The following is a 22,716-nucleotide window of genomic DNA, read 5'->3' on the forward strand; positions in this document are numbered from 1 at the left end:
AAGTATGTCAGAACAAACCTTTGACAGGACATTCAATCTAGGGCAGAGTAGTCCCTGTGGCCCACGCCACGGCCTGCCAGTCCCGGAACTCCTGCCCCTCAAAGGATCCGAGTTCCACACCAGAAAGGTCCACGATTCCCGTGACCCACGAGCTTCTTACGATCGGGCGCATCAGCGTTGATATCTACCCGAACGACATCGGGGTTGGCCTGGAGGACGTCAGCTCCTTCGGTAAATACCTTGGCGGTTCACCGTCCAACGTCGCTGTTGCCGCCGCCCGCCACGGCCGCCGGACGGGCGTCATCACCCGCACCGGGAACGACGCCTTCGGCACCTACCTGCACCGCGAACTGCACAAGTTCAACGTCGACGACACGTTCGTCACACCGGTAGAGGACTGGCCCACGGCGGTGACATTCTGCGCCATCAAGCCGGCCACGGATGAATTCCCGCTCTACTTCTACGGCCGCTTTCCCACCGCACCGGACCTGCAGATCAAGGCTGAAGAACTGGACCTGGACGCCATCCGCGGGGCCGGTATCTTCTGGTCCACCGTGACCGGCCTCTGCCAGGAGCCCTCGCGCTCCGCACACCTCGCTGCCCATGAGGCACGTCCCCGCACCGGCCTGGCCGAGGGGCAGTTCACCATCCTGGACCTGGACTACCGGCCGATGTTTTGGGCTTCGGAGGAAGAGGCCCGCGCCGAGATCGCGAAGATCCTCCCGCATGTCACCGTCGCCATCGGCAATGACAAGGAATGCGCTGTGGCCGTGGGGGAGGGAACCCCTGATGAACAGGCAGACCGGCTGCTGGCCGCGGGCGTCGAGATCGCCGTCGTCAAGCTCGGTGCCGAGGGCGTGATGGCGAAGACCCGCACCGAGCGCGTGGTCTCCGCCCCCGTCCCGGTGGAAACCCTCAACGGCCTGGGCGCTGGTGATTCGTTCGGCGGCGCGTTCTGCCACGGGCTGCTGTCCGGCTGGCCGCTGGAACAGGTCCTGGACTACGCGAACGCCGCCGGTGCGATTGTGGCCTCCCGCCTCTCCTGCGCCGATGCCATGCCGACGCCGGAGGAGGTCACCTCGCTGCTGGCCGAACGCGGACGTACCGTGCCGGGCACGGCTTCCGGCGCTTCCATTCCCGAAGGAGCAGCACTGTGACCCTCACGCCCCTCGCCTCAAACAACGCCGTGGACAATGACCCCCGCCGCTACGAGCACCTGAGCACCATCCGCCTGGAAGACCCTGCCGCTGTGGCCCGTGCGGCGAAGTCGCGCCGCCGCCACCCCGGCGTGAAGGCCGGCCGGCAGAACTTCATCGTCGCCGCCGACCACCCGGCACGCGGTGCGTTGGCCGTCGGCAGCGACCCCGTGGCCATGGCTGACCGGCGCCAGCTGCTGGACCGGCTGCAGATCGCCCTGGCCAATCCGGCCGTTGATGGTGTCCTGGCCTCACCGGACATCATGGACGACCTGCTCCTGCTCGGCGCCCTGGACGGCAAGCTGGTGTTCGGATCGATGAACCGCGGTGGGCTGTCCGGCCTGGTCAACGAGTTCGACGACCGGTTCACCGGGCACACCGCCGCCGCCCTCGAAGCTCTCGGTGCGGACGGCGGGAAGATGCTGACCCGGATCTGCCTGGGTGACCCGGACACCGTGGTGACCCTGGAAGCGACTGCCAGGGCCATCGACTCGCTCGCGGAGCGGAAGCTCATCGCCATGGTGGAGCCGTTCCTGTCGGTCCGCGAGAACGGCCGGGTCCGCAACGACCTGTCCACCAACGCGGTCATCAAGTCCATCGCCATCGCCGAGGGCCTGGGTTCCACCAGCGCCTACACCTGGATGAAGCTTCCCGTCGTGGCGGAAATGGAACGCGTCATGGCCGCCACCACCATGCCCACCGTCCTGCTGGGCGGTGACCCTGACGGGTCCCAGGACGAGGTCTTCGCCACCTGGGGTGCTGCCCTGGCGCTGCCCGGCGTGCAGGGCCTCACGGTCGGCCGGACCCTGCTCTATCCCGGTGACGGGGACGTCGCCGGCGCTGTTGCCGCGGCCGCCTCGCTCCTGCACCACACCACAGAACTCCCGGAGAACTAGCCATGGGCACCACCACAGGAACGCGCAGAATGACGGTGGCGCAGGCCGTCGTCGAATACCTCTCCAAGCAGTACACCGTGGACTCGGTCAACGGCGTTGAGTACCGTGAGCGGCTGATCCCGGGCACCTTCGGGATCTTCGGGCACGGCAACGTGGCCGGCGTGGGCCAGGCCCTGAAGCAGTACCAGCAGCAGGACCCCACCCTGATGCCGTACTACCAGGGCCGGAACGAGCAGGCCCAGGTCCATCAGGCTGTCGGCTACGCCCGGCACACCCGCCGCCGCCAGACCTTCGCGATCAGCACCTCGATCGGTCCGGGCTCGTCGAACCTGTTGACCGGCGCGGCGCTGGCCACCACCAACCGGCTGCCGGTGCTGCTGCTTCCGTCCGACACGTTCGCCACCCGCGCCGCGGACCCTGTCCTGCAGCAGCTCGAGCAGCCGTACGCCTACGACATCACCGTCAACGACGCGTTCCGGCCGCTGTCCAAGTTCTTCGACCGGGTCAACCGGCCCGAGCAGCTGTTCTCCGCGTTCCACCACGGCCTGCGCGTCCTGACCGACCCGGCCGAGACCGGCGCGGTGACCATTTCGCTGCCGCAGGACGTCCAGGCCGAGGCCTTCGACGTTCCCGTGGAGTTCCTCGCCGAGCGGGAGTGGCGGATCCGCCGCCCCGACGCCGACGACGAGGACATCGCCCGCGCCGCCGCAGCCATCCGCACCGCCAAGCGTCCGCTGATCATCGCCGGCGGCGGCGTCCTCTACGCCTACGCCAACGAGGAACTGGCGAAGTTCGCCGAGCTGACCGGGATTCCGGTGGGCAACACCCAGGCGGGGGTCGGCGTCCTGCCGTGGGACCACCAGTTCTCCCTCGGTGCGATCGGCTCCACCGGCACGACGGCGGCCAACGCCCTCGCTGCCGAGGCGGACCTGGTCATCGGCATCGGCACCCGCTACGAGGACTTCACCACCTCGTCCCGGACCGCGTTCCAGAACCCGGACGTGAAGTTCGTGAACATCAACGTCGCCCCGATCGACGCGTACAAGCACGGCACCACGCTCCCGATCGTCGCCGACGCCCGCAAGGCCCTGGTCAAGCTCAACGCAGCCCTCGGCGGCTACCGCGTCGGCGCGGACCTGGAACAGAAGATCGAGGCGGAGAAGAAGCGCTGGAACGCCACCGTGGACGAGGCGTTCGACACCCGCTACACCCCGCTTCCGGCGCAGAACGAGATCATCGGCGCCACCAACCGGGCCATGGACGCCCGCGACGTCGTCATCTGCGCCGCCGGGTCGCTGCCCGGCGACCTGCACAAAATGTGGCGCGTGCGGGACCCGTTCGGCTACCACGTCGAGTACGCCTACTCCTGCATGGGCTACGAGATCCCCGGCGGCCTGGGCGTCAAGCGCGCCGCAATCGCCGAAGCAGCCAGTACGACGGCGGCAGGCGGGTCGGGTGACCCGGTGCGGGACGTCGTCGTCATGGTGGGGGACGGCTCCTACCTGATGATGCACACCGAACTGGTCACCGCCGTCGCCGAACGCATCAAGCTGATCGTGGTCCTGATCCAGAACCACGGCTACGCCTCCATCGGCTCGCTGTCCGAGTCCCTGGGTTCGCAGCGGTTCGGTACCCAGTACCGGGCCCTGAACGAGGAGCAGCACAGCTTCGACGAGGGCGAGACACTGCCCGTGGACCTGGCCCTGAACGCCGAGTCCCTGGGCGTGAAGGTCATCCGGATCGAGCCGGGGGAGAAGGTCATCTCCGAACTCGAACAGGCCATCCGCGACGCGAAGGCCGCCCCGGAAAACAGTGGACCGATCCTGATCCACGTCGAATCCGACCCGCTCCTGGACGCACCGTCCTCCGGGTCCTGGTGGGATGTTCCCGTCTCCCAAGTCGCCGAACTGGAATCCACCAAGCAGGCCTTCCAGACCTACGTCGACCACAAGTCACGCCAGCGCAAACTGCTCGGCTAAGCACACTTTCCACTACTCAAGGAAGAGTCCCATGACTGCCACCACCACCGAAACCACGGTCATCAACCACTTCATCGACGGCGCCGAGACCGCCGGCGAAGGCGACCGCACCACCCGCGTGTACAACCCGGCCACCGGTGCGGTGACCGGCGAACTGCGCCTGGCCAACCGGGCCGACCTGGACACCGCCGTCGCCGCCGCCCGCAAGGCCGCCGACACCTGGGGCGACATCTCCCTGGCCAAGCGCACCGCCGTGCTGTTCAAGTTCCGCGAACTCGTCGCCGCCCACGTGGACGAACTCGCCCAACTCGTGACCGCCGAGCACGGCAAGGTCCTCTCCGACGCCAAGGGCGAGATCGGCCGCGGCCTCGAAGTCGTTGAATACGCCTGCGGTGTGCCCACCCTGCTGAAGGGTGACTACTCGGACCAGGTCTCCACCGGCATCGACGTGTTCTCCTTCCGTGAGCCGCTCGGCGTGGTCGCCGGGATTACCCCGTTCAACTTCCCGGTCATGGTGCCGCTGTGGATGGCCCCGATGGCTATCGCCACGGGCAACGCGTTCATCCTCAAGCCTTCCGAGCGGGACCCCTCTGCATCGCTGCTGCTGGCCAAGCTCTGGAAGGACGCCGGGCTGCCGGACGGTGTGTTCCAGGTCCTGCACGGCGACAAGGAAACCGTCGACGGGCTGCTGACCCACCCGGACGTGGACGGGATCTCCTTCGTCGGCTCCACCCCGATCGCCCAGTACGTCCACGAAACCGCCACCAAGCACGGCAAGCGCGTCCAGGCCCTGGGCGGGGCGAAGAACCACGCCATCGTCCTGCCCGACGCCGACCTGGACAACGCAGCCGACCACCTGGCCGCCGCCGCGTTCGGCTCCGCCGGTGAACGCTGCATGGCCATCTCCGTCGCCGTCGCTGTCGCGGACGCCGCCGACGCCCTGGTCGCGAAGGTCCAGGAACGCGCCGAAGCCGTCAAGGTCAACAACGGCACCGAACCCGGCGCCGAAATGGGCCCGGTCATCACCCCCGCCTCCAAGGAACGCATCGTCAGGATCGTCACCGAAGCCGAAACCGCAGGCGCCGCCATGGTCGTTGACGGACGCGACCTGGTGGTCCCCGGACACGAAAACGGCTTCTGGGTTGGCCCCACGGTGCTCGATCACGTCAAGACCGGAATGACCGCCTACCAGGAGGAAATCTTCGGGCCCGTCCTGGTGGTGGTCCGCGTGGACACCCTGGAAGACGGCATCAAGCTCATCAACGCCAACCCCTACGGCAACGGCACCGCCATCTTCACCTCCTCCGGCGCCGCGGCCCGCACCTTCCAGCGCTCCGTGACGGTGGGCATGATCGGCATCAACGTGCCCCTGCCCGTCCCGGTGGCCTACCACTCCTTCGGCGGCTGGAAGGCATCCCTCTTCGGCGACAAGCACATCTACGGACCCGAAGGCGTCTCCTTCTACACCCGCGGCAAGGTGGTCACCTCCCGCTGGCCCGAAACCCACCACGCCTCCGGCGCCTCCTACAACTTCCCCTCCAATTAATCCCCTCCTCACCTACCGTCGATTGCTCCGTAAACGCCGTTTTGAGTCCACAACGACACGTGGGCCCACGCCGGCAGGGTTCCCTGGCCGAGCTTGCGAGGCGAGGGAGCCGGCGGGGAGCAGTCGATGCAAAGAAAGAGACAACGCTGTCATGACTGAAAACAAGCTGATCATCGGCACGGCGCCGGACTCCTGGGGCGTGTGGTTCGCGGACGATCCCCAGCAGACTCCGTGGGAACGCTTCCTCGACGAGGTGGCCGAATCCGGGTACAAGTGGATCGAACTGGGGCCTTACGGCTACCTGCCCACCGACCCAGCCCGCCTGGCGGAAGAACTGAAGCAGCGTGACCTGCAGATCTCCGCCGGCACCGTCTTCACCGCCTTCCACCGCGGGCTGGACCAGTGGGAAACCGCCTGGGAGCCCGCCCGCAAGGTCGCCGAGCTCACCGCGGCCATGGGCGGCGAACACATCGTGGTCATCCCGGCCATGTGGCGGGACGACGTCACCGGCGAAGCCGTGGAAAGCGGCACGCTGGGCGAGAAGGCGTGGGACGACTTGTTCGCCGGCCACAACCGCCTGGGCAAGACCCTGCTGGAGGACTTCGGCCTGAAGCAGCAGTTCCACTCCCACGCCGACTCCCATGTCGGCGCGCAGGCGGACATCGAGACGCTCCTGGGCGCCACGGATCCCCAGTACCTGAACCTCTGCCTGGACACCGGACACGCCGAGTACTGCGGGGCCTCCAGCCTGGAGCTGATCAAGAACTACCCGGACCGGATCGGCTACCTGCACCTGAAGCAGATCAATCCGGAGATCCTCAGACAAGTCAACGAGGAGAACATGACGTGGGCAGCAGCCAACCTGGCCGGCGTCATGACCGAACCGCCCAACGGCCTCCCCGACCTGCGCGCTGTCATCGAAGCCGTGGAAGCGCTGGACCGGCCCATCTTCGGCATCGTGGAGCAGGACATGTACCCCGTGGCCTTCGACGTTCCCATGCCGATTGCCAAGCGCACCCGCAACTACCTGCTGTCCTGCGGTTCCCGCACCGCCGTCAGCTAACCCCGACACACAGACCCAAAGGACAGAACAATGACTGAAAACCTCCGCGTCGCCGTCATCGGCGCCGGCCGCATGGGCGCCGACCACATCCAGCGCCTCAGCAAGCGCATCCACGGAGCCGAGGTGGCCGCCGTCGTGGACGTCGACCTCGCCCGCGCCCAGGCCGCCATCGAAGGCATCCCGGGCGCGGTCGCTCTGGCCGACGCCGACGAGGCCCTCAACAACGGCGACGTCAACGCCGTCCTGATCGCCACCCCCGGCTTCCTGCACGAGGACATCCTCCTCAAGGCCCTCGCCAGGGACATCCCGATCCTCTGCGAAAAGCCCCTCACCCCGGACGCCGAATCCTCTTTGAAGATCGTTGAAGCGGAGGTGGCGTTGGGCCGCAAGCGCATCCAGGTGGGCTTCATGCGCCGCTTTGACGCCGAATACGCCACCCTGGGTTCGATCATCCGCAACCACGAACTGGGCGAACTGCTGATGCTGCACCACCAGCACCGCAACCCGAGCACCCCGGAGGGCTTCACCAACGAGATGCTCATCAACGACTCCGTGGTGCACGAGTTCGATGCCATCCGGTTCTTCACCGGCGAGGAAATCACCAGCGTCCAGGTCCGCCTGGGCAAGGCCACCAAGAACGCGCCGTCCGGCCAGCACGACCCCCAGCACGTCCTGCTGGAGACCGAGTCAGGTGTCCTGGCCGACGTCGAAATCTACGTCAACGCCAAGTTCGGCTATGAGGTGGCCACCCAGGCGTCCTTCGAGGACGGCATCGTCAGCATCGGCGGCGACAAGGGCCCATACACCCGCAGCTCCGGCCGCTGGGGCGGCAATGTCACCCCCGGCTTCGAGGAGCGTTTCGGCGCGGCATACGACGTCGAAATCCAGTCATGGGTTGACGCGGCGCTTAAGGGCGACATCGGCGGTCCGTCCGCCTGGGACGGGTACGCCACCGCCGCCTGCTGCGAGGCAGGCGTCGAAGCGCAGAAGAACGGCGAAAAGGTCGCCGTGAAGCTGGTGACGAAGCCCGACCTCTACAAGTAGGACCGGAAAGGGGGCGGAGCCATCCGTCCCCTTTCGTGTCTCCACCCTTCCTGATCCACAATGGAGTGTTTACGTGAAAATCGCACTTGACCCCACCCCGTTCCACCACTCGCACAGCCTGCTGGAGTTCCCCAAGGTGGTGGCGGACCTCGGCTACAAGTACATGCAGCTGACCCCGCACGCGGACTTCATCCCGTTCTACAACCACCCCAAGGCGGACGATGAACTGGTGGGCCAGCTGGGCAAGGCCTGCAAGGATGCGGGGATCGAAATCGCCTCCATCCTCCCGGTGTTGCGCTGGTCCGGGCCCGACGAGGACGCCCGCGAAGCTGCCGTCCGCTACTGGAAGCGCGCCATCCAGATCGCCGTGGACCTGGGCGTCAGCACCATGAACACCGAGTTCAGCGGCCGCCCGGAGAAAGCGGAGGAGTCCGAGCGGGCCTTCTACCGCTCCATGGAGGAACTGCTCCCGATCATCGAGCGGGAAGGCATTGACCTGCTGATCGACCCGCACCCGGACGACTTCGTGGAGGAAGGCCTCGCCGCCATCCGCGTAATCCGGGGCGTGAACTCCAAGAACGTGGGCATGGTCTACGTGGCCTCTCACAGCTTCCACATGAAGAACGCTCCGCTGGACATCATGCGGGCCGCGGGGGACAAGCTGCGCCTGGTCCACGTGGCCGACACCATGGACCACCACGCTTCCCACGGACTGCGCTACATCACCAATCCGCCGGGCAACCCGGTCCGCGTCCACCAGCATTTGAAGATCGGCGACGGCGACGTGAACTGGGACGAGTTCTTCGGCGGCCTGAAGGAAATCGGCTTCCTGGACCGGGAGGATACGGTAATGGTGTCCAGCGTCTTCGCCGAGGACGAGCACGCCGACGAGGTGTCCCGCTACCAACTGGACACCATGAAGCAATACGTCCAGAAGGTCAGCCTATGAGTTCCCCTGCCCCCGCGGCCAAGGCCGCACGCCCCGGCAACCACCAGCGCGCGCTGCGCACGGTCACCATCATCTCCACCTTCGGCGGCCTGCTGTTCGGCTACGACACCGGCGTGATCAACGGGGCCCTGCCGTACATGCAGGAGGACCTGGGCCTGACCCCGCTAACCGAGGGGCTGGTCACGTCCTCCCTGCTCTTCGGGGCAGCCTTTGGTGCCCTGTTCGGCGGACGCCTCGCCGACCGCAACGGCAGGCGCAGGATGATCATGGTGCTGGCCGTCATCTTCCTGCTCGGTACGCTGGGCTGCACGTTCTCGCCCAACACCGAGGTGATGATCGCCGCCCGGTTCATCCTGGGACTCGCCGTGGGCGGGGCATCGGTGACGGTTCCCGTGTACCTGGCGGAGGTATCGCCGAGCAACCGGCGCGGCCGGATCGTCACCCAGAACGAACTCATGATCGTCACCGGACAGCTGCTTGCCTTTATCTTCAACGCCTACCTGGGCAACTCGTTCGGTGAATCGCACGGCATTTGGCGCTGGATGCTGGTCATCGCCACCCTGCCGGCCATCGCGCTGTGGATCGGGATGAACTTCATGCCCGAGAGTCCCCGCTGGCTGGCCTCCATCGGCAGCTTCGGCGAGACGCTCAGCGTACTGCAGCGGATCCGGTCGCAGGAGGAAGCCCGCAGGGAGTTCGAGGAAGTCAAGGCCATGGCCGTGGAGGACTACAAGTCCAAGATGGGTTCATGGAAGGACCTGGGCATCCCGTGGCTTCGCAGGATCTTCGTGGTGGGCCTGGGCCTTGCGGTGATCCAGCAGATCACCGGCGTCAACTCGATCATGTACTACGGCACCCAGATCCTTTCGCAGTCCGGTTTCGGCCGGGAAGCTGCCCTCACCGCTAACATCGCCAACGGGGTCATCTCGGTGCTGGCCACGTTCGTCGGGATCTGGCTGCTGGGCAAGGTGGGGCGCCGCAGGATGCTTATCACCGGCCAGGTGGGAACCACCACGGCGCTGCTGCTGATCGGTTTCTTCTCACTGATCCTGCCGGAAGGTTCCGCCCGCGGCTTCGTCATCCTGGCCCTCACCGTGACGTTCCTGGCGTTCCAGCAGGGCGCCATTTCGCCGGTGACGTGGCTGATGCTCTCGGAAATCTTCCCGCTGAAGATCCGCGGCCTGGGCATGGGGGCGTCGGCCTTCCTGCTGTGGATCGTCAACTTCCTGATCGGATTCGGGTTCCCGCAGCTGCTGGCCGCCATCGGCATCTCCAACACGTTCTTCGTGTTCGCAGTCCTTGGCGTGGGGGCGATTGCCTTCGCGGCGAAATACGTTCCGGAGACCAAGGACAAGAGCCTTGAAGACCTGGAGCACTACTTCAAGAACGTCGCAGGCGGCAGGGCAGAGGCGGCCGCCGCGCAGGTTTCCTGAGCTGGGGACCCGGCAGGTCCCACCAACTAGAGCAGTGCCCCCTTGAGTACCCTCAAGGGGGGCACTGTTGCGAGAGTGATGCGGCGTCCTAGGCGCGCGCGTGGAGCCGCGGCAGCGCATCCACCAGCGGTGCCAACTCCGGGATGGCCGTGGCCTCATCGAGGGCGCGTTCCAGAGTGGCGTCGTGGACCGGCCGCGCTTCCGCGAGCAAGCTGTTCCCGCTGGAAGTCAACTCGGTGTAGATCCCGCGCCGGTCGTCGTCGCACAGGATGCGGGTCAGCAGGCCCCGGTCTTCCAGCCGGTTCACCAGCCGGGTGGTGGCGCTGGGGCTGAGCGCCGTGGCGCGCGCTAGCTGCTGCATCCGCATGTGCCAGCCGTCCTGCCGGCTCAGGGCATCGAGCACTGTGTACTCCACCACGGACAGCTTCGACTCGGCCTGGAGGCTGCGTTCCAGTTCGTTTTCGATCAACCCGTGCAGGGCCGCCAGGGTGCGCCAGCCCTGGGCGCGGACCTCAACGGCGTCGTCCTTGATGCCCATGGTTGCTCCTTCGAAGACGGCGGAAGACGCCGCCCATTGCTGCGGTCATAAATAGTTGCTTGCGCGGCATATTTGCATGTGCAACAATAAATACCGCGCCTGCAACTATCTTAGGCGCCTTCCCGCCTCGGGAACAACCACGAACAGCTCAAAAGGAGCATCCTCATGCCTGTTGGCCTGATAGCACTCGCCCTGGGTGGGTTTGGCATTGGACTCACGGAATTCGTGATCGCCGGCCTCCTTCCGCAGGTGGCAACCGATTTTGGGGTCAGCGAGGCCTCCGCCGGCTGGTTCATCTCCGGCTACGCACTCTCCGTGGTGGTGGGAGCGCTGGGCCTGACCGCAGCCGTCACCCGTTTCCAGCGCAAGCCCGTGCTGGCGGCCCTGCTGGTCCTGTTCATTGCCGGGAACCTGCTTTCCGCCACGGCGGACGGCTACTGGGCCATGATGCTGGGCCGCGTCATCGCCGCCCTTTCGCACGGTGCCTTCTTTGGAATCGGGGCCGTGGTGGCGGCCGGGATGGTGCCGCCCAGCAAGAAGGCTGGTGCGATCGCCCTGATGTTCACCGGGCTGACGGCGGCCAACGTCCTGGGCGTACCGTTTGGAACGCTGCTGGGCCAGGCTGCCGGGTGGCGCGCCACCTTCTGGGCCATCACCGTCATCGGCGTCGCCGCGCTCGCCGGCATCCTGGCGCTCGTTCCGAAGTCCGCCGGTGAAGCGGAAAAAGCAGGCAGCCTCCGTTCCGAACTCCGCGCGTTCCGCTCCGGGCAGGTCTGGCTCTCCATTGTGGTGACCATCCTGGGCTTCGGCGGCATGTTCGGTGCGTTCACCTACATCGCCTACACCCTCACGGAGGTCTCCGGCTTCGCGGCCTCCACCCTGCCGTGGCTGCTCATTGTCTTCGGCGTGGGCCTCTTCGCAGGCAACACCGTGGGCGGTAAGGCTGCCGACCGCAACGTGGACCGGACGCTCCTGGTGGTGCTGGCCGTCCTGGCGGTGGTCCTGGTGGCGTTTGCCCTCACGGCCGCCAATCCTGTCCTGACGGTCATCTCTTTGGTGCTCATGGGCGGCTTCGGTTTTGCCACCGTCCCGGGCCTGCAGATGCGGGTCATGAAGTACGCTTCCGGTGCTCCCACCCTTGCCTCCGGTGCCAACATCGGTGCCTTCAACGTTGGCAACGCCCTGGGCGCCTGGCTGGGCGGCGTCACCATCACCGCCGGGTTCGGCTACACCTCGCCCATCTGGGCCGGCGCTGCCATCACCCTTGCGGGCCTCGCCGTCATGGCGTTCGCCGCGGCAGCCGCCAGGCGGAGCGAACAGCGCGGCGAAGACCGCGCGCCGGCTGTGGAGGAACTGGTCAGCCGCTAGGCGGAGGGGTCGGACGAGCGGCGCACCATCAGGGCGGGTTCAAGCTTCCGGGTCACGGCTGGTCCGGCCGTCCCGGCGATCCGCTCCAGCATGGCCTGAGCCGCCAGCCGGCCGAGCTGCCCGGCATGCTGGTCAATGGACGTCAGGCCGATCAGCGGTGAGGCGCCCACCTCGATGTTGTCGCAGCCAACGATCGCCATGTCGCGCGGGACGGACAGCCCCCGGGACGCCAGCGCTTCCATGATGCCAATGGCGGTGAGGTCATTGTGGGCAAAGACCGCCGTGGGGAGGGCGGCGCCCGAGTCCAGGAACTGCTCCATTACTGAGCGGCCGCCGCGTTCGGTCATGTCGCTGTGGACCAGTTGCGGCTCCAGCCCGAACTGTTCCATGGCGTGCAGGTAGCCCTCCCGCCGTTCCGTATAGGGGAGCCATTCGGAGATGTCCACGTGCGCGATCCGCCGGTGCCCCAGGCGGTACAGGTGCTCCACGGCGAGCGACCCGGAACGGAAGTCGTCGGTCAGGACCGAATCCACGCCGTCGGCTTCCAGCTCCCGGGTGATGACGACGGCGGGCGTCCCGCGCAGCGCTCCGGCCAGTTCCGCCGAGCTGCCGGTGTAGCCGGCCAGCAGCACGCCGTCCACGCGAAGGTCCACGAAGGAGCGGACGGCTTCCAGCTCGGTTGCGGGGTCAGCCGAGCCGACGGCGACCATCAGCTGGTTGCCGCTGCCCGCCAGGCCTGCGGTGATGCCGTCGTAGATATCGGCGAAGACGGAGTTGTGCAGGTCGAGGAACAAGACGCCCAGCGTGTTGGTGCGGTGGCTCGCCAGGCGGCTGGCCAGCCTGTTGGGGGAGTAGCCCAGGGCGGCGGCGCTTTCCAGCACCGCCGTCCGCTTTGCCTGCGACACCTTGGGGGAATCGCGCATCACCAGCGACACCAGGGCGCGGCTCACCCCGGCCTCGCGCGCCACGTCTTCCATGGTCACCGAGCGCGGGGAAGGGGAAGTCTGTTTCACGGAACTCCACTATGCCAGTCCGTGGCGGCCTGCCTGGGGTTACGCGCCGAACGGCAGCCGGGGGTCGATGTTCTGGGTCTCCCACGTCTGCCGGACCCAGCCGTGGTGCGGGTCGTCGCTGATCAGCCACTCCCGTACCGGCCCGGGGCCGGCCATGACGTTGAGGTAGTAGAGGTCGTATCCCGGTGCGGCCATGGCCGGGCCGTGCCAGCCGTAAGGGACCAGGACCACGTCCCCGGTCCGTACTTCGGCGGACACGTCGATGGGGCGCTCATCGGAGGCGTAGACACGCTGGTATCCGATCGCGTCGGCGTCGGCAGGTGCACCGGATGCTGCTCCCACCTGCGTTTCGAAGTAGTAGATCTCCTCGAGGGAGGTCTCGCCGTCCTTTTCCTCGTCATGCTTATGCGGCGGGTAGGAGGACCAGTTGCCGGCGGGGGTGAGGACTTCGCAGACGATGAAGCGGTCCGCCTCCAGCGCGGCAGGGGTGCCAAAATTGTGGACTTGGCGCGAGCAGTTGCCCGCGCCGCGCAGCTCCACCGGGGTTTCCGCGGCGGACACCAGCCTGGTGGGGTAGGAGGCCTGGGCCGGTGCGGTGGCAACCGCCACCCTGCCGCCGTCGGCCGAGCTGATGCTGACAGCCCGGCCGGTGCCGGAATAGAGCACATCCGTCGGGCCGGAGAACACTGAAGCGCGTCCCGCAAGCGGGTAGTCCGTGCCGTTGACCGTGACGTTGAAGGACCCATTGAGCGGCACCACGATGCGTTCCTCGTCCGCGGCGGGAAGTTCGACGACGGCGCCCGCGGCCAGGGTGGCCACCTTCAGTCCCGTGTGTGCCCAGCCGTCCACGGACAGGGCGGAATCGGAGGTTCCGATGGACACGTCCCAGGGGCCGTCGGTGGCGGTGCCCAGGGGGTAGACCCAGTTGGTCATGGAGATGGCTCCTTGGATTATCGCTGTACGAGTGTCATTTCAAAGCTGTAGGAATCGGCGCGGTAGACGTGCTGGCCGGTTTCGACCCGGCGGCCGGTATCGTCCACGGCCGTACGTTCCATGGTGACCAGGGCCGAACCCTCGTGGGTGTCCAGCATGGAGGCCTGGTAGTCATTGGCGGTCATGGCGCCGATGCGCTGGGTGGCCAGCCGGAAGTTCACGCCCCCGCGGCGAAGGATCGAATAGAGGCCCTCGGCCTTGAGCATGGCCTCGTCCATCTCCGCTATGTCGTCGCGCACCCAGTTCTCCATGAGGGCCAAGGGCTTGCCGCCCACCCTCCGCAGCCGGGTGAAGTGGTACACCTTCGCGCCTGCGGGAAGCTGCAGGGTGGCGCTCGTGGCGTCATCCGCCTCCAGGTGCGAGAAACTCAGCACCTCCGTGGTGGGTTTCTTGCCGTTGTTGGTGAGGTCGTCGTAGAGGCTGGAAAGCTCCAGCGGGCGCCGGACCTGGCTCGAGACCACCTGGGTTCCCACGCCCCGTTTGCGGACCAGCAGGCCGGAGCGGACCAGCTCATCCATCGCCTTGCGCATGGTGGGCCGGGAAAGGTTGAGCTGGGCGGCGAGGTCGATCTCGTTGTCCAGCCTGCTGCCGGGCTCCAGTACTCCGCTGTAGATCGCGGCTTCGATGCCCTGGACCACCTGGTGGTACAGGGGCACGGGGGAGGAACGGTCAATGTTGAGTCCCAGGTTGTTCGCCACGGTGCGTTCCCTCGTCTTCGGTGTGGGCGCCCTCCGGTCTGGAGGCTGCGCCGGTGGATCCTTTGGCGCTATATGTTCGCTTGATAGGACATAGTTTCTTCCATGATCGTAGCAGGCGGGCCTGAAGGGTCAAGGGCGGCGCCGGCCGGAGGTTGAGAAGAGGGCGCAGAATTAAATTGTGCTGACATTAGGACTTTGTATTGACGGCACCGATTAGAGCGCTCTAATCTTAGTGGCACGCATCACATTCCCCGACCGGTCTTCCGGTCCCCGAGAGAATTTGAGAGGCAACAATGCTGTTGCAGAAACAAACAATGGGCGCCACTGGCAGCAGGCGCCGCGGATACCTTGCCCGGCTTACGGTGATCTCCACCCTGGGCGGCCTGCTCTTTGGGTACGACACCGGCGTGATCTCCGGCGCCCTGCTGTACATGAACGACTCCCTCAACATGAGCGCCGTCGAGGAAGCAACCGTGGTGAGCGCCCTGCTCTTCCCGGGTGCCGCCGTCGGCGCCCTCACAGGCGGGCGCATGGCGGACAAGCTGGGCCGCCGCGGCTCCCTGCTGGTCTGCGCCCTCCTGTTCCTGCTCGGCGCCATGGGCTGCGCGCTCGCGCCAAATGTGACCTTCATGATTGCCGCCCGCATCGTCCTGGGCCTCGGCGTGGGCGCCGCTGCCGTAACCTGCCCCCTGTACCTGGCCGAGATGGCTCCCGCCCACCTCCGTGGCCGCATGGTGACCATCAATGAACTCATGATCGTCACCGGCCAGATGCTCGCTTTCGCCATCAACGCCCTCCTCGACGCCCTCATCCACGACAACGAGGTCTGGCGCAGCATGCTGGGCATCGCCTCCGTCCCTGCACTCGCACTGCTCGCCGGCATGCTTCTGCTTCCCGAATCCCCGCGCTGGTACGCCATCCGCGGCCGCCTGGAAGACAGCCGGCGCGTCCTCAACCTAAGCCGCAGCCCGGAAGAGGCGGCCGCCGAATTCGAAGAGATTGCCTTGGCAGCACGCACCGCCAAGGAAGAACGCGGCCACGCCCTCCGCGACCTCCGCAACAACCCCTGGATGCGCCGGCTGCTCTGGATCGGCATCGGCCTGGCCACGGTCCAGCAGGCCACCGGCATCAACACCGTGAACTACTACGCGCCCACCATCCTGGAAAAGAGCGGGCTCGGCGTCAGCGCATCGCTCGTGGCCACCATCGGCGTCGGCGTCACCTCAGTGCTCATGACCATCCTGGGCATCTGGCTGCTTGGCTTTGTTGGCCGCCGCCGGATGCTGGTCATCGGCTTCTCCGGAGTAGTCGGTTCCCAGGCCCTGCTGGCCATCGTCTTCCTGCTCCCGCAGTCCGACCTTGCCAGCTACACCATCCTGGCCGCGATGATGCTGTTCGTCGCCTTCGTGCAATGCTTCATCGGCACCTGCGTCTGGCTCCTGCTCTCCGAAATGTTCCCGCTGGCCATCCGCGGCTTCGCCATGGGCATCGCGGTCTTCGCACTCTGGACCGTGAACGCCGCCATCTCCTTCCTGTTCCCCATCGTGGTCAATGCCCTGGGATCCACGGGCACGTTCGGCCTCTTCGTTCTGGTCAACCTGGCCTCCCTGGCGTTTGTCATCAAGTTCGTGCCGGAGACCAAGGGCCACTCGCTCGAGGACCTCGAAGCGCACTTCCGCGACGGCGAAGCCCCGGCAAGGGTCACGGCTTAGCGGCGCTTGCTCAGGCACCGCACGCCAACAGCGGCGGGGGTGGACCCAGTCCGTCCGGCATCAACCGGACAGGCGCGGTCCGGCCCCCGCTCTTTTGTGTGGTGGCTTAGGCTGGCCCCATGATCCGGACAGCGCCGACCTGCATCGCGGGGGAACCATGAATTTCGCCGGCAGCCTTGGTCCCCGCCCCCGCAACCTCGAGGTCCAGGACCTGGCCAGCTTTGATCGCCTGGTGGCAGGCGGTGCCGTGGACCTGCATGGCTGGCACGCCCAGTCACTTGACCTGCGGGGCCGGTCGGCGGCACTCAAGAACGTCAGTGTTGCAGGCGCCATGTTCCTGGGCTGCATCTTCGATGACGGCATGGAAGCCAACCTCCGCAGCCGGGGTGCCCTGATCTTCCCGCGCCTGGAGGGTGTCCCCTTCGACCCCTACCGTGCGTCGCTGTATTCCCCGGCCGAGCTATACGCCGGACTGGAAAGCTCGCCCTACGAGGAGCTTCCGGACGCCCGGATCTACCACTGGAGCATCCAGCCCGGCCAGCGCCACCGCGTCGATTCAACCCTGGCCTCTGCCCTGCACGACCATGCCATCGGGGATGCGCTGGACGAACTGACCCGCTCCGGGACGTGGACCCGCCGGTCCATCGTCGGCGTAATGGGCGGCCACGCGGCGCCGCGCGGCAGCCGGGAGTTCGCGGAGGCGGCGCGGCTGGGGAGGCTGCTGGCCCTCGAGGGCCATTCGGTGGCCACGGGCGGCGGACCGGGTGCCATGGAGGCGGCCAACATGGGGGCGTACCTCAGCAAGGCGTCCGACGGCGACGTGCAGGGAGCGCTGGCCACGCTCGCCGCTGTTCCCGGCTTCCGTCCCTCGGTGTCGGCGTGGGCACGCGCCGCGGCAGCCGTCGTCGAACGCCATCCGGACGGGACCCCGTCGCTGGGGATCCCCACCTGGTTCTACGGGCACGAACCGCCCAACTTCTTCGCCACGCACATCGCCAAGTACTTCGCCAACGCCATCCGCGAGGCCATCCTGCTGGAACTGTGCCAAGGCGGAATCGTGTTCCTGCCGGGAGCTGCCGGCACCGTCCAGGAGATCTTCCAGGACGCCTGCGAGAACTACTACGGCGCCCGCGAGAAGGTGGCCCCCATGGTGCTGGTGGGGCGGCGGCACTGGGAACAGGAGTACCCGGCCTGGCCCATGCTCCGCAGCCTGGCCGCCGGCCGTGCCATGGCGGACTACATCCACCTCGTGGACACAGTGGAGGAAGCGGTGGAGGTCCTCCGCCAACGCTGAACGCTGCCGGAGGACCTCCACGAAGTGTCCTCTGCCTGGTGCTAGCCGACCGCCGTGCCGAAGAGCAGGCCCAGGAGGTACGTGATGGCGGCCGCGCCCAGGCCGATGGCAAGCTGCCGCAGGCCGCGGGTCAGCGGGGACGTGCCGGACAGCAGGCCGACGGCGGCGCCGGTCGCCAGGAGTGCGATGCCCACCAGGGAGCCCGCCACCACCAGGGCCGCAACGCCGGTCAGGCCGAACAGGAACGGCAGGATGGGGACGATGGCGCCGGAGGCGAAGAAGCAGAAGCTGGACAGCGCCGCACCCCAGGCCGTACCCACCGCCTCGTGCTGGTCCTCTTCCTCGGGCAGGTCCGGCTGCAGGGACAGGCTGGGATCGCAGTCGCAAGGCAGCAGCCCCATGCGTTCGGCCACCCGGTGTTCGGCCGCTTCCCGGGACATCCCGCGGGCCAAATACACCAGGAGCAGTTCGTTGTGTTCGAGGTCAAGCTGGGGCGCGGCCGCCAGTGTGACCTGGGTGGGCCGGGTGGCGGCCAGCAGTTCCCGCTGGGAACGGACGGAAATGAATTCCCCCGCGCCCATGGACATGGCGCCCGCAAGGAGCCCGGCGATGCCGCTGAGCAGCACCACACTGGAGGCCACGCCGGAGGCAGCCATGCCCATCACCAGGGAGAGGTTGCTGACCAAGCCGTCATTTGCGCCGAAAACTGCGGCGCGGAAGGTCCCGGCCAGGCGGTTGCGGCCGCGGGTGGCCAGGCCCCGGACCACTTCCTCATGGATCTGTTCATCGGCGGCCATCGCCGGGGTGGCGTTCGGGTCCTTGGCGTAGGGGGAGCGGCCCTCGGCGCGCTGGGCCAGGGCCAGGACGAAGACGGAGCCGAAATGCCGGGCCAGGAACCCGAGGAACCGGCTGCGGGCGGAGGCCCTTTTCGGCTTGCCGGCGTGCTCGCCGAGCAGTGCGAGCCAGTGGGCTTCGTGCCGGCCTTCGGCTTCGGCCAGGGCCAGGAGGATGGACCGTTCCTCACCTTCGCGGTTCTGGGCCAGGTCCCGGTAGACGGCGGCTTCGGCGCGCTCGTCGGCCAGGTACTGGCGCCACCGCTTTATGTTCGACGGCGAGGGCTGGCCAGCGCCGCCGGCCTCCGGGGGCGTGGCGTGGGAATGGGACTGGGCGTGCTGCGACACTGGAACTCCTGGGCTGGAAAGGGCATGTACTCGCGCCTTTGCCCTGCCAGCCTACTGCGGATTTCCGCGGTTTTTTGGCTGGCAAACCTCGCTGGAAAGTTTCGGCTGACCTCAAAAAACCGTTTCGCTTGGCATCCGCGGAGGGCCCTTCCAGGCACCGCGGCGGCTATTGACCCGTCTGCCCGGGCGGTGCTGTGATGAAGGTGTGGCGCAGGCTGCGCCCTACCTGAAAGAGCACGTCAGGCGAACATACGGAGGTTGAATCATGAGCACCACCGGACAGCACCCGGACATGCCGCACCTGGACGCCGTCGAAGCGGATCCCGCCTACGATTACGCCGAGGATGCACCGGTAGACGACGCGGACTGGGACTCGGAGGACGGGTTCATCGACCAGGAAGAACCGGTGGTCCAGCCGGCGCCGGTCGTCGTCGACGCCGAGGACCGGGAGGTCCCGCTGGATGACGACGGGCGCGACACGGGGGAGTAGGACTGACGACGCCGGCACCTCCTTCCGCCTGTGGGCGGGAGGAGGTGCCGGCGTCGTACTTTCAGCCTGCCGGTCAGCGGCCGGCGAGGACTTCCTCGGGCGTCCCTTCCTGCTCCTGCCCTGCGACGCGGCGCTGCCAGGCGCGCATGACGGCGGGATCAGTTGGGCGCGTGAGCAGGGAGGCGGCGACGTATACCGCGGCGGAGGCCAGCAGGCCGTAGTAGATGGGTTCGTTGGCGTAGATGCCGTCCAGCGGGACCTCGGCATTGATCTCAAGGATGATCATGGTGCCAAGGGTGATGACGGAGCCGACGGCCATTGACGCAGCGGCGGCGATGCCGGTTCCGCGCTTCCACACGAGGCCGCCGAGGATCGCGACCAGCAGGCCGCCCACCAGGATGTCGTAGGCGATGGTCAGTGCTGCAACAACGTCCTTGGTGACGATGGCGATGACGATTGCCACAACACCCAGGCCAAGGACCCAGACGCGGTTGGCCTTGACGTCGTGCTCGGGGTTGTCGGAGTCGTCGGTGTTGATGGTCTTGCCAAACCAGCCGGCAACGAAGGGCACAACGTCGGCGCGGGCCACCGTGGCGGCGGCGATCAGGGCGCCGGAGGCGGTGGACATCATGGCGGCGACGGCGGCGGCGAGCACCAGGCCGCCGATTCCGATGGGCAGCAGGTTGGTGGCAACCTCCGCGTAAACGACGTCCTTGCCCAGGGCCTTCACGTCGATGGCGGGCAGCGCCACGCGGGCTCCCAGGCCGATCATCGCGCCGGCGGCACCATAGAGGATGCAGTAGAGGCCGGCCGTCGAACCGCCCCATTTGGCCACCCTGGGCGTCTTGGCGGTAAACACGCGCTGCCAGATGTCCTGGCCGATCAGCAGGCCCAGGGTGTACACCACGAAGTAGGTGATGATCGTCTGGACGCCGATGCCGTCGATCTGGAAGAAGCTGGCGTCGACGCGGCTGCGGATGCCGTCCAGGCCGCCCGAGGCGTTCAGCGTGAAGGGCAGCATCAGGAAGAAGATGCCCACCGTTTTGATGACGAACTGGACCTGGTCCGCCAGCGTGATGGACCACATGCCGCCGATCGTGGAGTACACCAGCACGATGGCACCGCCCACCGCGATGGCCAGCGCCCGGTCCCAGCCGAACAGGACGACGAAGATGGTGGCGTAAGCACCGGTGGACGTGGCGCAGAGCATCAGGGTGTAGGCGAGCATCACAATGCCGGACGCCTCGGTGGCCCTGCTGCCGTAGCGGAGGGTGAGCATTTGGGACACCGTGTAGATCTTCAGCTTCTGGATGGTGCCGGCAAAGAGAAGGCTCAGGAGCAGGACGCCGGCGCCGATGGCCACAACCAGCCACATCCCCGAGATGCCGAATTTGTAGCCCAGCCCAACGCCGCCCACCGTGGACGCGCCGCCCAGGACGACGGCGGCCATGGTGCCGGTATAGAGGAACGGGCCCAGGCGGCGGCCGGCCACCAGGAAGTCACTGTTGTTCCTGGTGCGGGACTTGCCCCACCAGCCGAAGGCCAGCATTGCGAGGAGGTACACCACCACGATGGCGATGTTGATGGCACTTGCATCCATAAATGGCTCCTTGGAGCTGTTGGGGCCGGGTGTGAGGACCGGGGGCGGGACGCCCGGAACCGCCGCGGACGAATACGGAGAGGACCTGTAATTGCCTTATAGGCAACAGGAGTTTCCAAAGACTAGGGTGTGATGTGGGTGACAGTCAAGGAGGTCCGGATGGAACCCCGGGTGTGTGGCGTCCGCACGTCACAAAAGCGGCGCCCATTAGTATGGCTCGAGAGTGGAGCCGGGCTGCCGGCCGTGAAAGGTTCGTAGATGAAGGCACTGCCAGTTGAGCCGAGCAATGTTCCCGTTGCCATTGGCTCCAGGATCCGGGCCGCCAGGCAGTCCCAGCGGCTCACCATCGAGCAGGTTGCAGATGCCACCGGGTTGACCAAGGGATTCCTTAGCCGGGTGGAGCGGGACCTGACTTCACCATCCGTCGCTTCCCTGGTGACGCTGTGCCAGGTGCTCTCCATCTCCATTGGGGACCTCTTCGTGGCGCCGGAAACCCATCTCACCAAACGCAATGACGGGCCGCGGATCTCGCTTGGCGGCCAGGGCATCGTGGAGCGGCTTTTGACGGCCCGCTCGGAGCGCCGAGTCCAGATCATCCAGGCCGTGATCGAGCCGCACGGCCGCGGCGAATCCGAGCTGTACGCAGTGGATTGCGACGTGGATGTCCTGCACGTCATCAAAGGATCCATCAAGCTGATCCTCACCAACGAGGAATACGACCTCGATACCGGCGATACCGTTACCTTCCCGGGGCGGGAGCCCCACACCTGGGTCAATCCCACGGACAAGCCGGTCGAGGTGCTCTGGGTCCTGGTGCCCGCCGCGAGCAGGTAATCTTCCGTGCGCTCCTGCCCAGTTACCTCTTGCCGTCCACTTGGCAGCTGACCGTTTCCGCGGAATGTGCTGGAGCGGGGCACCCTGGGGCGGGTGTAACTGGGCTGGACGGCATGGTCACCGGTTCGGATTGCGTGGCCCTGCTGCCAGGACGGTCTTGATTTCCGTTATTACCCGGCTGGAATCGAACCAGACATGCTCCGGCATGTAGCGAAGGACTGTGTAGCCGCTGACGGCGGATGCGTTGTTTCGCTCCCGGTCGCGGAGCATGTCCGCACGCTTCGAGTGGTAGGCAAAGCCGTCGATCTCCACGATCAAGAACCCATCCAGCAGGAAATCCACGCGGCCGATTCCCGGCAGGAACACCTGGGTGTCGTAGGCGATTCCGTGGGCGCGGAACAGGTGCTGCGCATCAACCTCCACGATTGACTCTGCGCGCACGTCGAGTTCGCGCAGGATGCGGCGCGCGGTGCCGGAGCGGTCCGCCTGCAACTGGGACGCCAGCAGCTCGGGGCACGCTGTGAAGCCTGATCGCTGAAGTTGCCACCGCGGCGGATGCCGGAGGCGGCAGGCAACCCAGAGCATGCAGTGCCACATCCTCCACGGCTGCCAGCGGCAAGGACGGGTGTCCCGGGAACCTCACGGTGCGGTGTCGGATAAACCCACTGCCGTGGCCGTGGGCGCAGGCCAAATGGGGCTGTGGCGGAGCCTCCCGCAGCCAGAGGCCGTAGTGGCCGGCGGCGCTGGCGCAGGTCAGTCGACCGTTGTTCAGTACTGCGGCGAGGAGTCCCTTGTCGCATTCAGGGAGGGCGAAGATGCCGCGGCGGGGCTGGGTAGCGCCCCGTTCAGTGAGTTCAACGAGTTCCCGGCGCCGGAAACCCGCGTCCAG

At 66.8% G+C, this 22,716-nt stretch carries 20 protein-coding genes; 13 read left to right on the plus strand and 7 right to left on the minus strand.

The genetic code is table 11. The features are described 5' to 3' along the window. Positions 1–140 precede the first annotated feature (140 nt). The 8 genes from iolC (at position 141) to ACFVTD_RS20230 (ending at position 10,106) form a co-directional block, all read left to right on the plus strand. Positions 141–1,157, plus strand: coding sequence for a 5-dehydro-2-deoxygluconokinase (gene iolC, locus ACFVTD_RS20195; RefSeq protein ID WP_387566663.1), 1,017 nt, complete (start codon positions 141–143; stop codon positions 1,155–1,157). Continuing rightward, a complete protein-coding gene (locus ACFVTD_RS20200) occupies positions 1,154–2,092 on the plus strand; it encodes a deoxyribose-phosphate aldolase (protein ID WP_387566666.1) in 939 nt (312 codons plus the stop codon). The genes iolC and ACFVTD_RS20200 overlap by 4 nt, the downstream gene beginning before the upstream one ends. 29 nt (positions 2,093–2,121) lie before the next feature. Then, positions 2,122–4,071, plus strand: coding sequence for a 3D-(3,5/4)-trihydroxycyclohexane-1,2-dione acylhydrolase (decyclizing) (gene iolD, locus ACFVTD_RS20205; protein WP_387566768.1), 1,950 nt, complete (start codon positions 2,122–2,124; stop codon positions 4,069–4,071). A gap of 31 nt (positions 4,072–4,102) precedes the next feature. Further along, positions 4,103–5,617 (plus strand): CoA-acylating methylmalonate-semialdehyde dehydrogenase, encoded by a 1,515-nt coding sequence (locus ACFVTD_RS20210; protein ID WP_387566669.1) that lies wholly within the window; start codon positions 4,103–4,105, stop codon positions 5,615–5,617. 151 nt (positions 5,618–5,768) lie between these two features. Then, complete coding sequence (locus ACFVTD_RS20215) at positions 5,769–6,680, plus strand: sugar phosphate isomerase/epimerase family protein (RefSeq protein WP_387566672.1); 912 nt, start codon at positions 5,769–5,771, stop codon at positions 6,678–6,680. A gap of 30 nt (positions 6,681–6,710) precedes the next feature. Continuing rightward, the gene (locus ACFVTD_RS20220; protein ID WP_387566675.1) at positions 6,711–7,724 is read left to right on the plus strand and encodes a Gfo/Idh/MocA family protein; all 1,014 of its coding nucleotides are present in this window, start codon (positions 6,711–6,713) and stop codon (positions 7,722–7,724) included. A 73-nt stretch (positions 7,725–7,797) separates the two neighbouring features. Next, a complete protein-coding gene (locus ACFVTD_RS20225; protein ID WP_387566678.1) occupies positions 7,798–8,673 on the plus strand; it encodes a sugar phosphate isomerase/epimerase family protein in 876 nt (291 codons plus the stop codon). Further along, positions 8,670–10,106 carry a sugar porter family MFS transporter gene (locus tag ACFVTD_RS20230; RefSeq protein WP_387566681.1) on the plus strand — a complete coding sequence of 479 codons (1,437 nt, stop codon included), beginning with the start codon at positions 8,670–8,672 and terminating at the stop codon, positions 10,104–10,106. Before ACFVTD_RS20225 ends, ACFVTD_RS20230 begins: the two co-directional genes overlap by 4 nt. 88 nt (positions 10,107–10,194) lie before the next feature. Here ACFVTD_RS20230 and ACFVTD_RS20235 read toward each other — a convergent pair whose 3' ends face one another. Then, positions 10,195–10,644 (minus strand): MarR family winged helix-turn-helix transcriptional regulator, encoded by a 450-nt coding sequence (locus ACFVTD_RS20235; RefSeq protein WP_387566684.1) that lies wholly within the window; start codon positions 10,642–10,644, stop codon positions 10,195–10,197. 165 nt (positions 10,645–10,809) lie between these two features. On the opposite strand from ACFVTD_RS20235, the gene ACFVTD_RS20240 reads away from it, so the two are divergent. After that, the gene (locus ACFVTD_RS20240; protein WP_387566687.1) at positions 10,810–12,012 is read left to right on the plus strand and encodes an MFS transporter; all 1,203 of its coding nucleotides are present in this window, start codon (positions 10,810–10,812) and stop codon (positions 12,010–12,012) included. On the opposite strand, the gene ACFVTD_RS20245 is transcribed toward ACFVTD_RS20240, so the two are convergent. The 3 genes from ACFVTD_RS20245 to ACFVTD_RS20255 are packed head-to-tail and all read right to left on the minus strand — an operon-like array spanning position 12,009 to position 14,716. After that, the gene (locus ACFVTD_RS20245; RefSeq protein ID WP_387566690.1) at positions 12,009–13,025 is read right to left on the minus strand and encodes a LacI family DNA-binding transcriptional regulator; all 1,017 of its coding nucleotides are present in this window, start codon (positions 13,023–13,025) and stop codon (positions 12,009–12,011) included. The genes ACFVTD_RS20240 and ACFVTD_RS20245 overlap by 4 nt on opposite strands. 39 nt (positions 13,026–13,064) lie before the next feature. Beyond that, the gene (iolB, locus tag ACFVTD_RS20250; RefSeq protein WP_387566693.1) at positions 13,065–13,958 is read right to left on the minus strand and encodes a 5-deoxy-glucuronate isomerase; all 894 of its coding nucleotides are present in this window, start codon (positions 13,956–13,958) and stop codon (positions 13,065–13,067) included. 17 nt (positions 13,959–13,975) lie between these two features. Beyond that, positions 13,976–14,716: a GntR family transcriptional regulator gene (locus ACFVTD_RS20255; RefSeq protein WP_387566696.1), complete on the minus strand. Its 741-nt coding sequence runs from the start codon at positions 14,714–14,716 to the stop codon at positions 13,976–13,978. A gap of 314 nt (positions 14,717–15,030) precedes the next feature. Between ACFVTD_RS20255 and ACFVTD_RS20260 the strand changes: the two genes are divergently transcribed. Together ACFVTD_RS20260 and ACFVTD_RS20265 are read left to right on the plus strand one after the other, a co-directional pair. Then, positions 15,031–16,428 (plus strand): sugar porter family MFS transporter, encoded by a 1,398-nt coding sequence (locus ACFVTD_RS20260; protein ID WP_387566699.1) that lies wholly within the window; start codon positions 15,031–15,033, stop codon positions 16,426–16,428. Positions 16,429–16,585: 157 nt separating this feature from the next. Continuing rightward, positions 16,586–17,722 carry an LOG family protein gene (locus ACFVTD_RS20265; RefSeq protein WP_387566701.1) on the plus strand — a complete coding sequence of 379 codons (1,137 nt, stop codon included), beginning with the start codon at positions 16,586–16,588 and terminating at the stop codon, positions 17,720–17,722. A gap of 41 nt (positions 17,723–17,763) precedes the next feature. Here ACFVTD_RS20265 and ACFVTD_RS20270 read toward each other — a convergent pair whose 3' ends face one another. Then, a complete protein-coding gene (locus ACFVTD_RS20270; RefSeq protein WP_387566704.1) occupies positions 17,764–18,903 on the minus strand; it encodes a VIT1/CCC1 transporter family protein in 1,140 nt (379 codons plus the stop codon). 265 nt (positions 18,904–19,168) lie between these two features. On the opposite strand from ACFVTD_RS20270, the gene ACFVTD_RS20275 reads away from it, so the two are divergent. Continuing rightward, complete coding sequence (locus ACFVTD_RS20275) at positions 19,169–19,393, plus strand: hypothetical protein (RefSeq protein WP_387566707.1); 225 nt, start codon at positions 19,169–19,171, stop codon at positions 19,391–19,393. A 73-nt stretch (positions 19,394–19,466) separates the two neighbouring features. Here the strand turns inward: ACFVTD_RS20275 and ACFVTD_RS20280 are convergent, their stop codons facing one another. Next, positions 19,467–20,993: a sodium:solute symporter gene (locus tag ACFVTD_RS20280; protein ID WP_387566710.1), complete on the minus strand. Its 1,527-nt coding sequence runs from the start codon at positions 20,991–20,993 to the stop codon at positions 19,467–19,469. A gap of 258 nt (positions 20,994–21,251) precedes the next feature. On the opposite strand from ACFVTD_RS20280, the gene ACFVTD_RS20285 reads away from it, so the two are divergent. Then, complete coding sequence (locus ACFVTD_RS20285; RefSeq protein WP_141157976.1) at positions 21,252–21,827, plus strand: helix-turn-helix domain-containing protein; 576 nt, start codon at positions 21,252–21,254, stop codon at positions 21,825–21,827. Between the two features lie 117 nt (positions 21,828–21,944). Here ACFVTD_RS20285 and ACFVTD_RS20290 read toward each other — a convergent pair whose 3' ends face one another. Next, on the minus strand, positions 21,945–22,412 hold the full coding sequence (locus tag ACFVTD_RS20290) for an endonuclease domain-containing protein (RefSeq protein ID WP_387566714.1): 468 nt from the start codon (positions 22,410–22,412) through the stop codon (positions 21,945–21,947). Between the last annotated feature and the right edge of the window lie 304 nt (positions 22,413–22,716).

Source organism: Pseudarthrobacter sp. NPDC058119, from assembly GCF_042884655.1.
GTDB lineage: Bacteria > Actinomycetota > Actinomycetes > Actinomycetales > Micrococcaceae > Arthrobacter.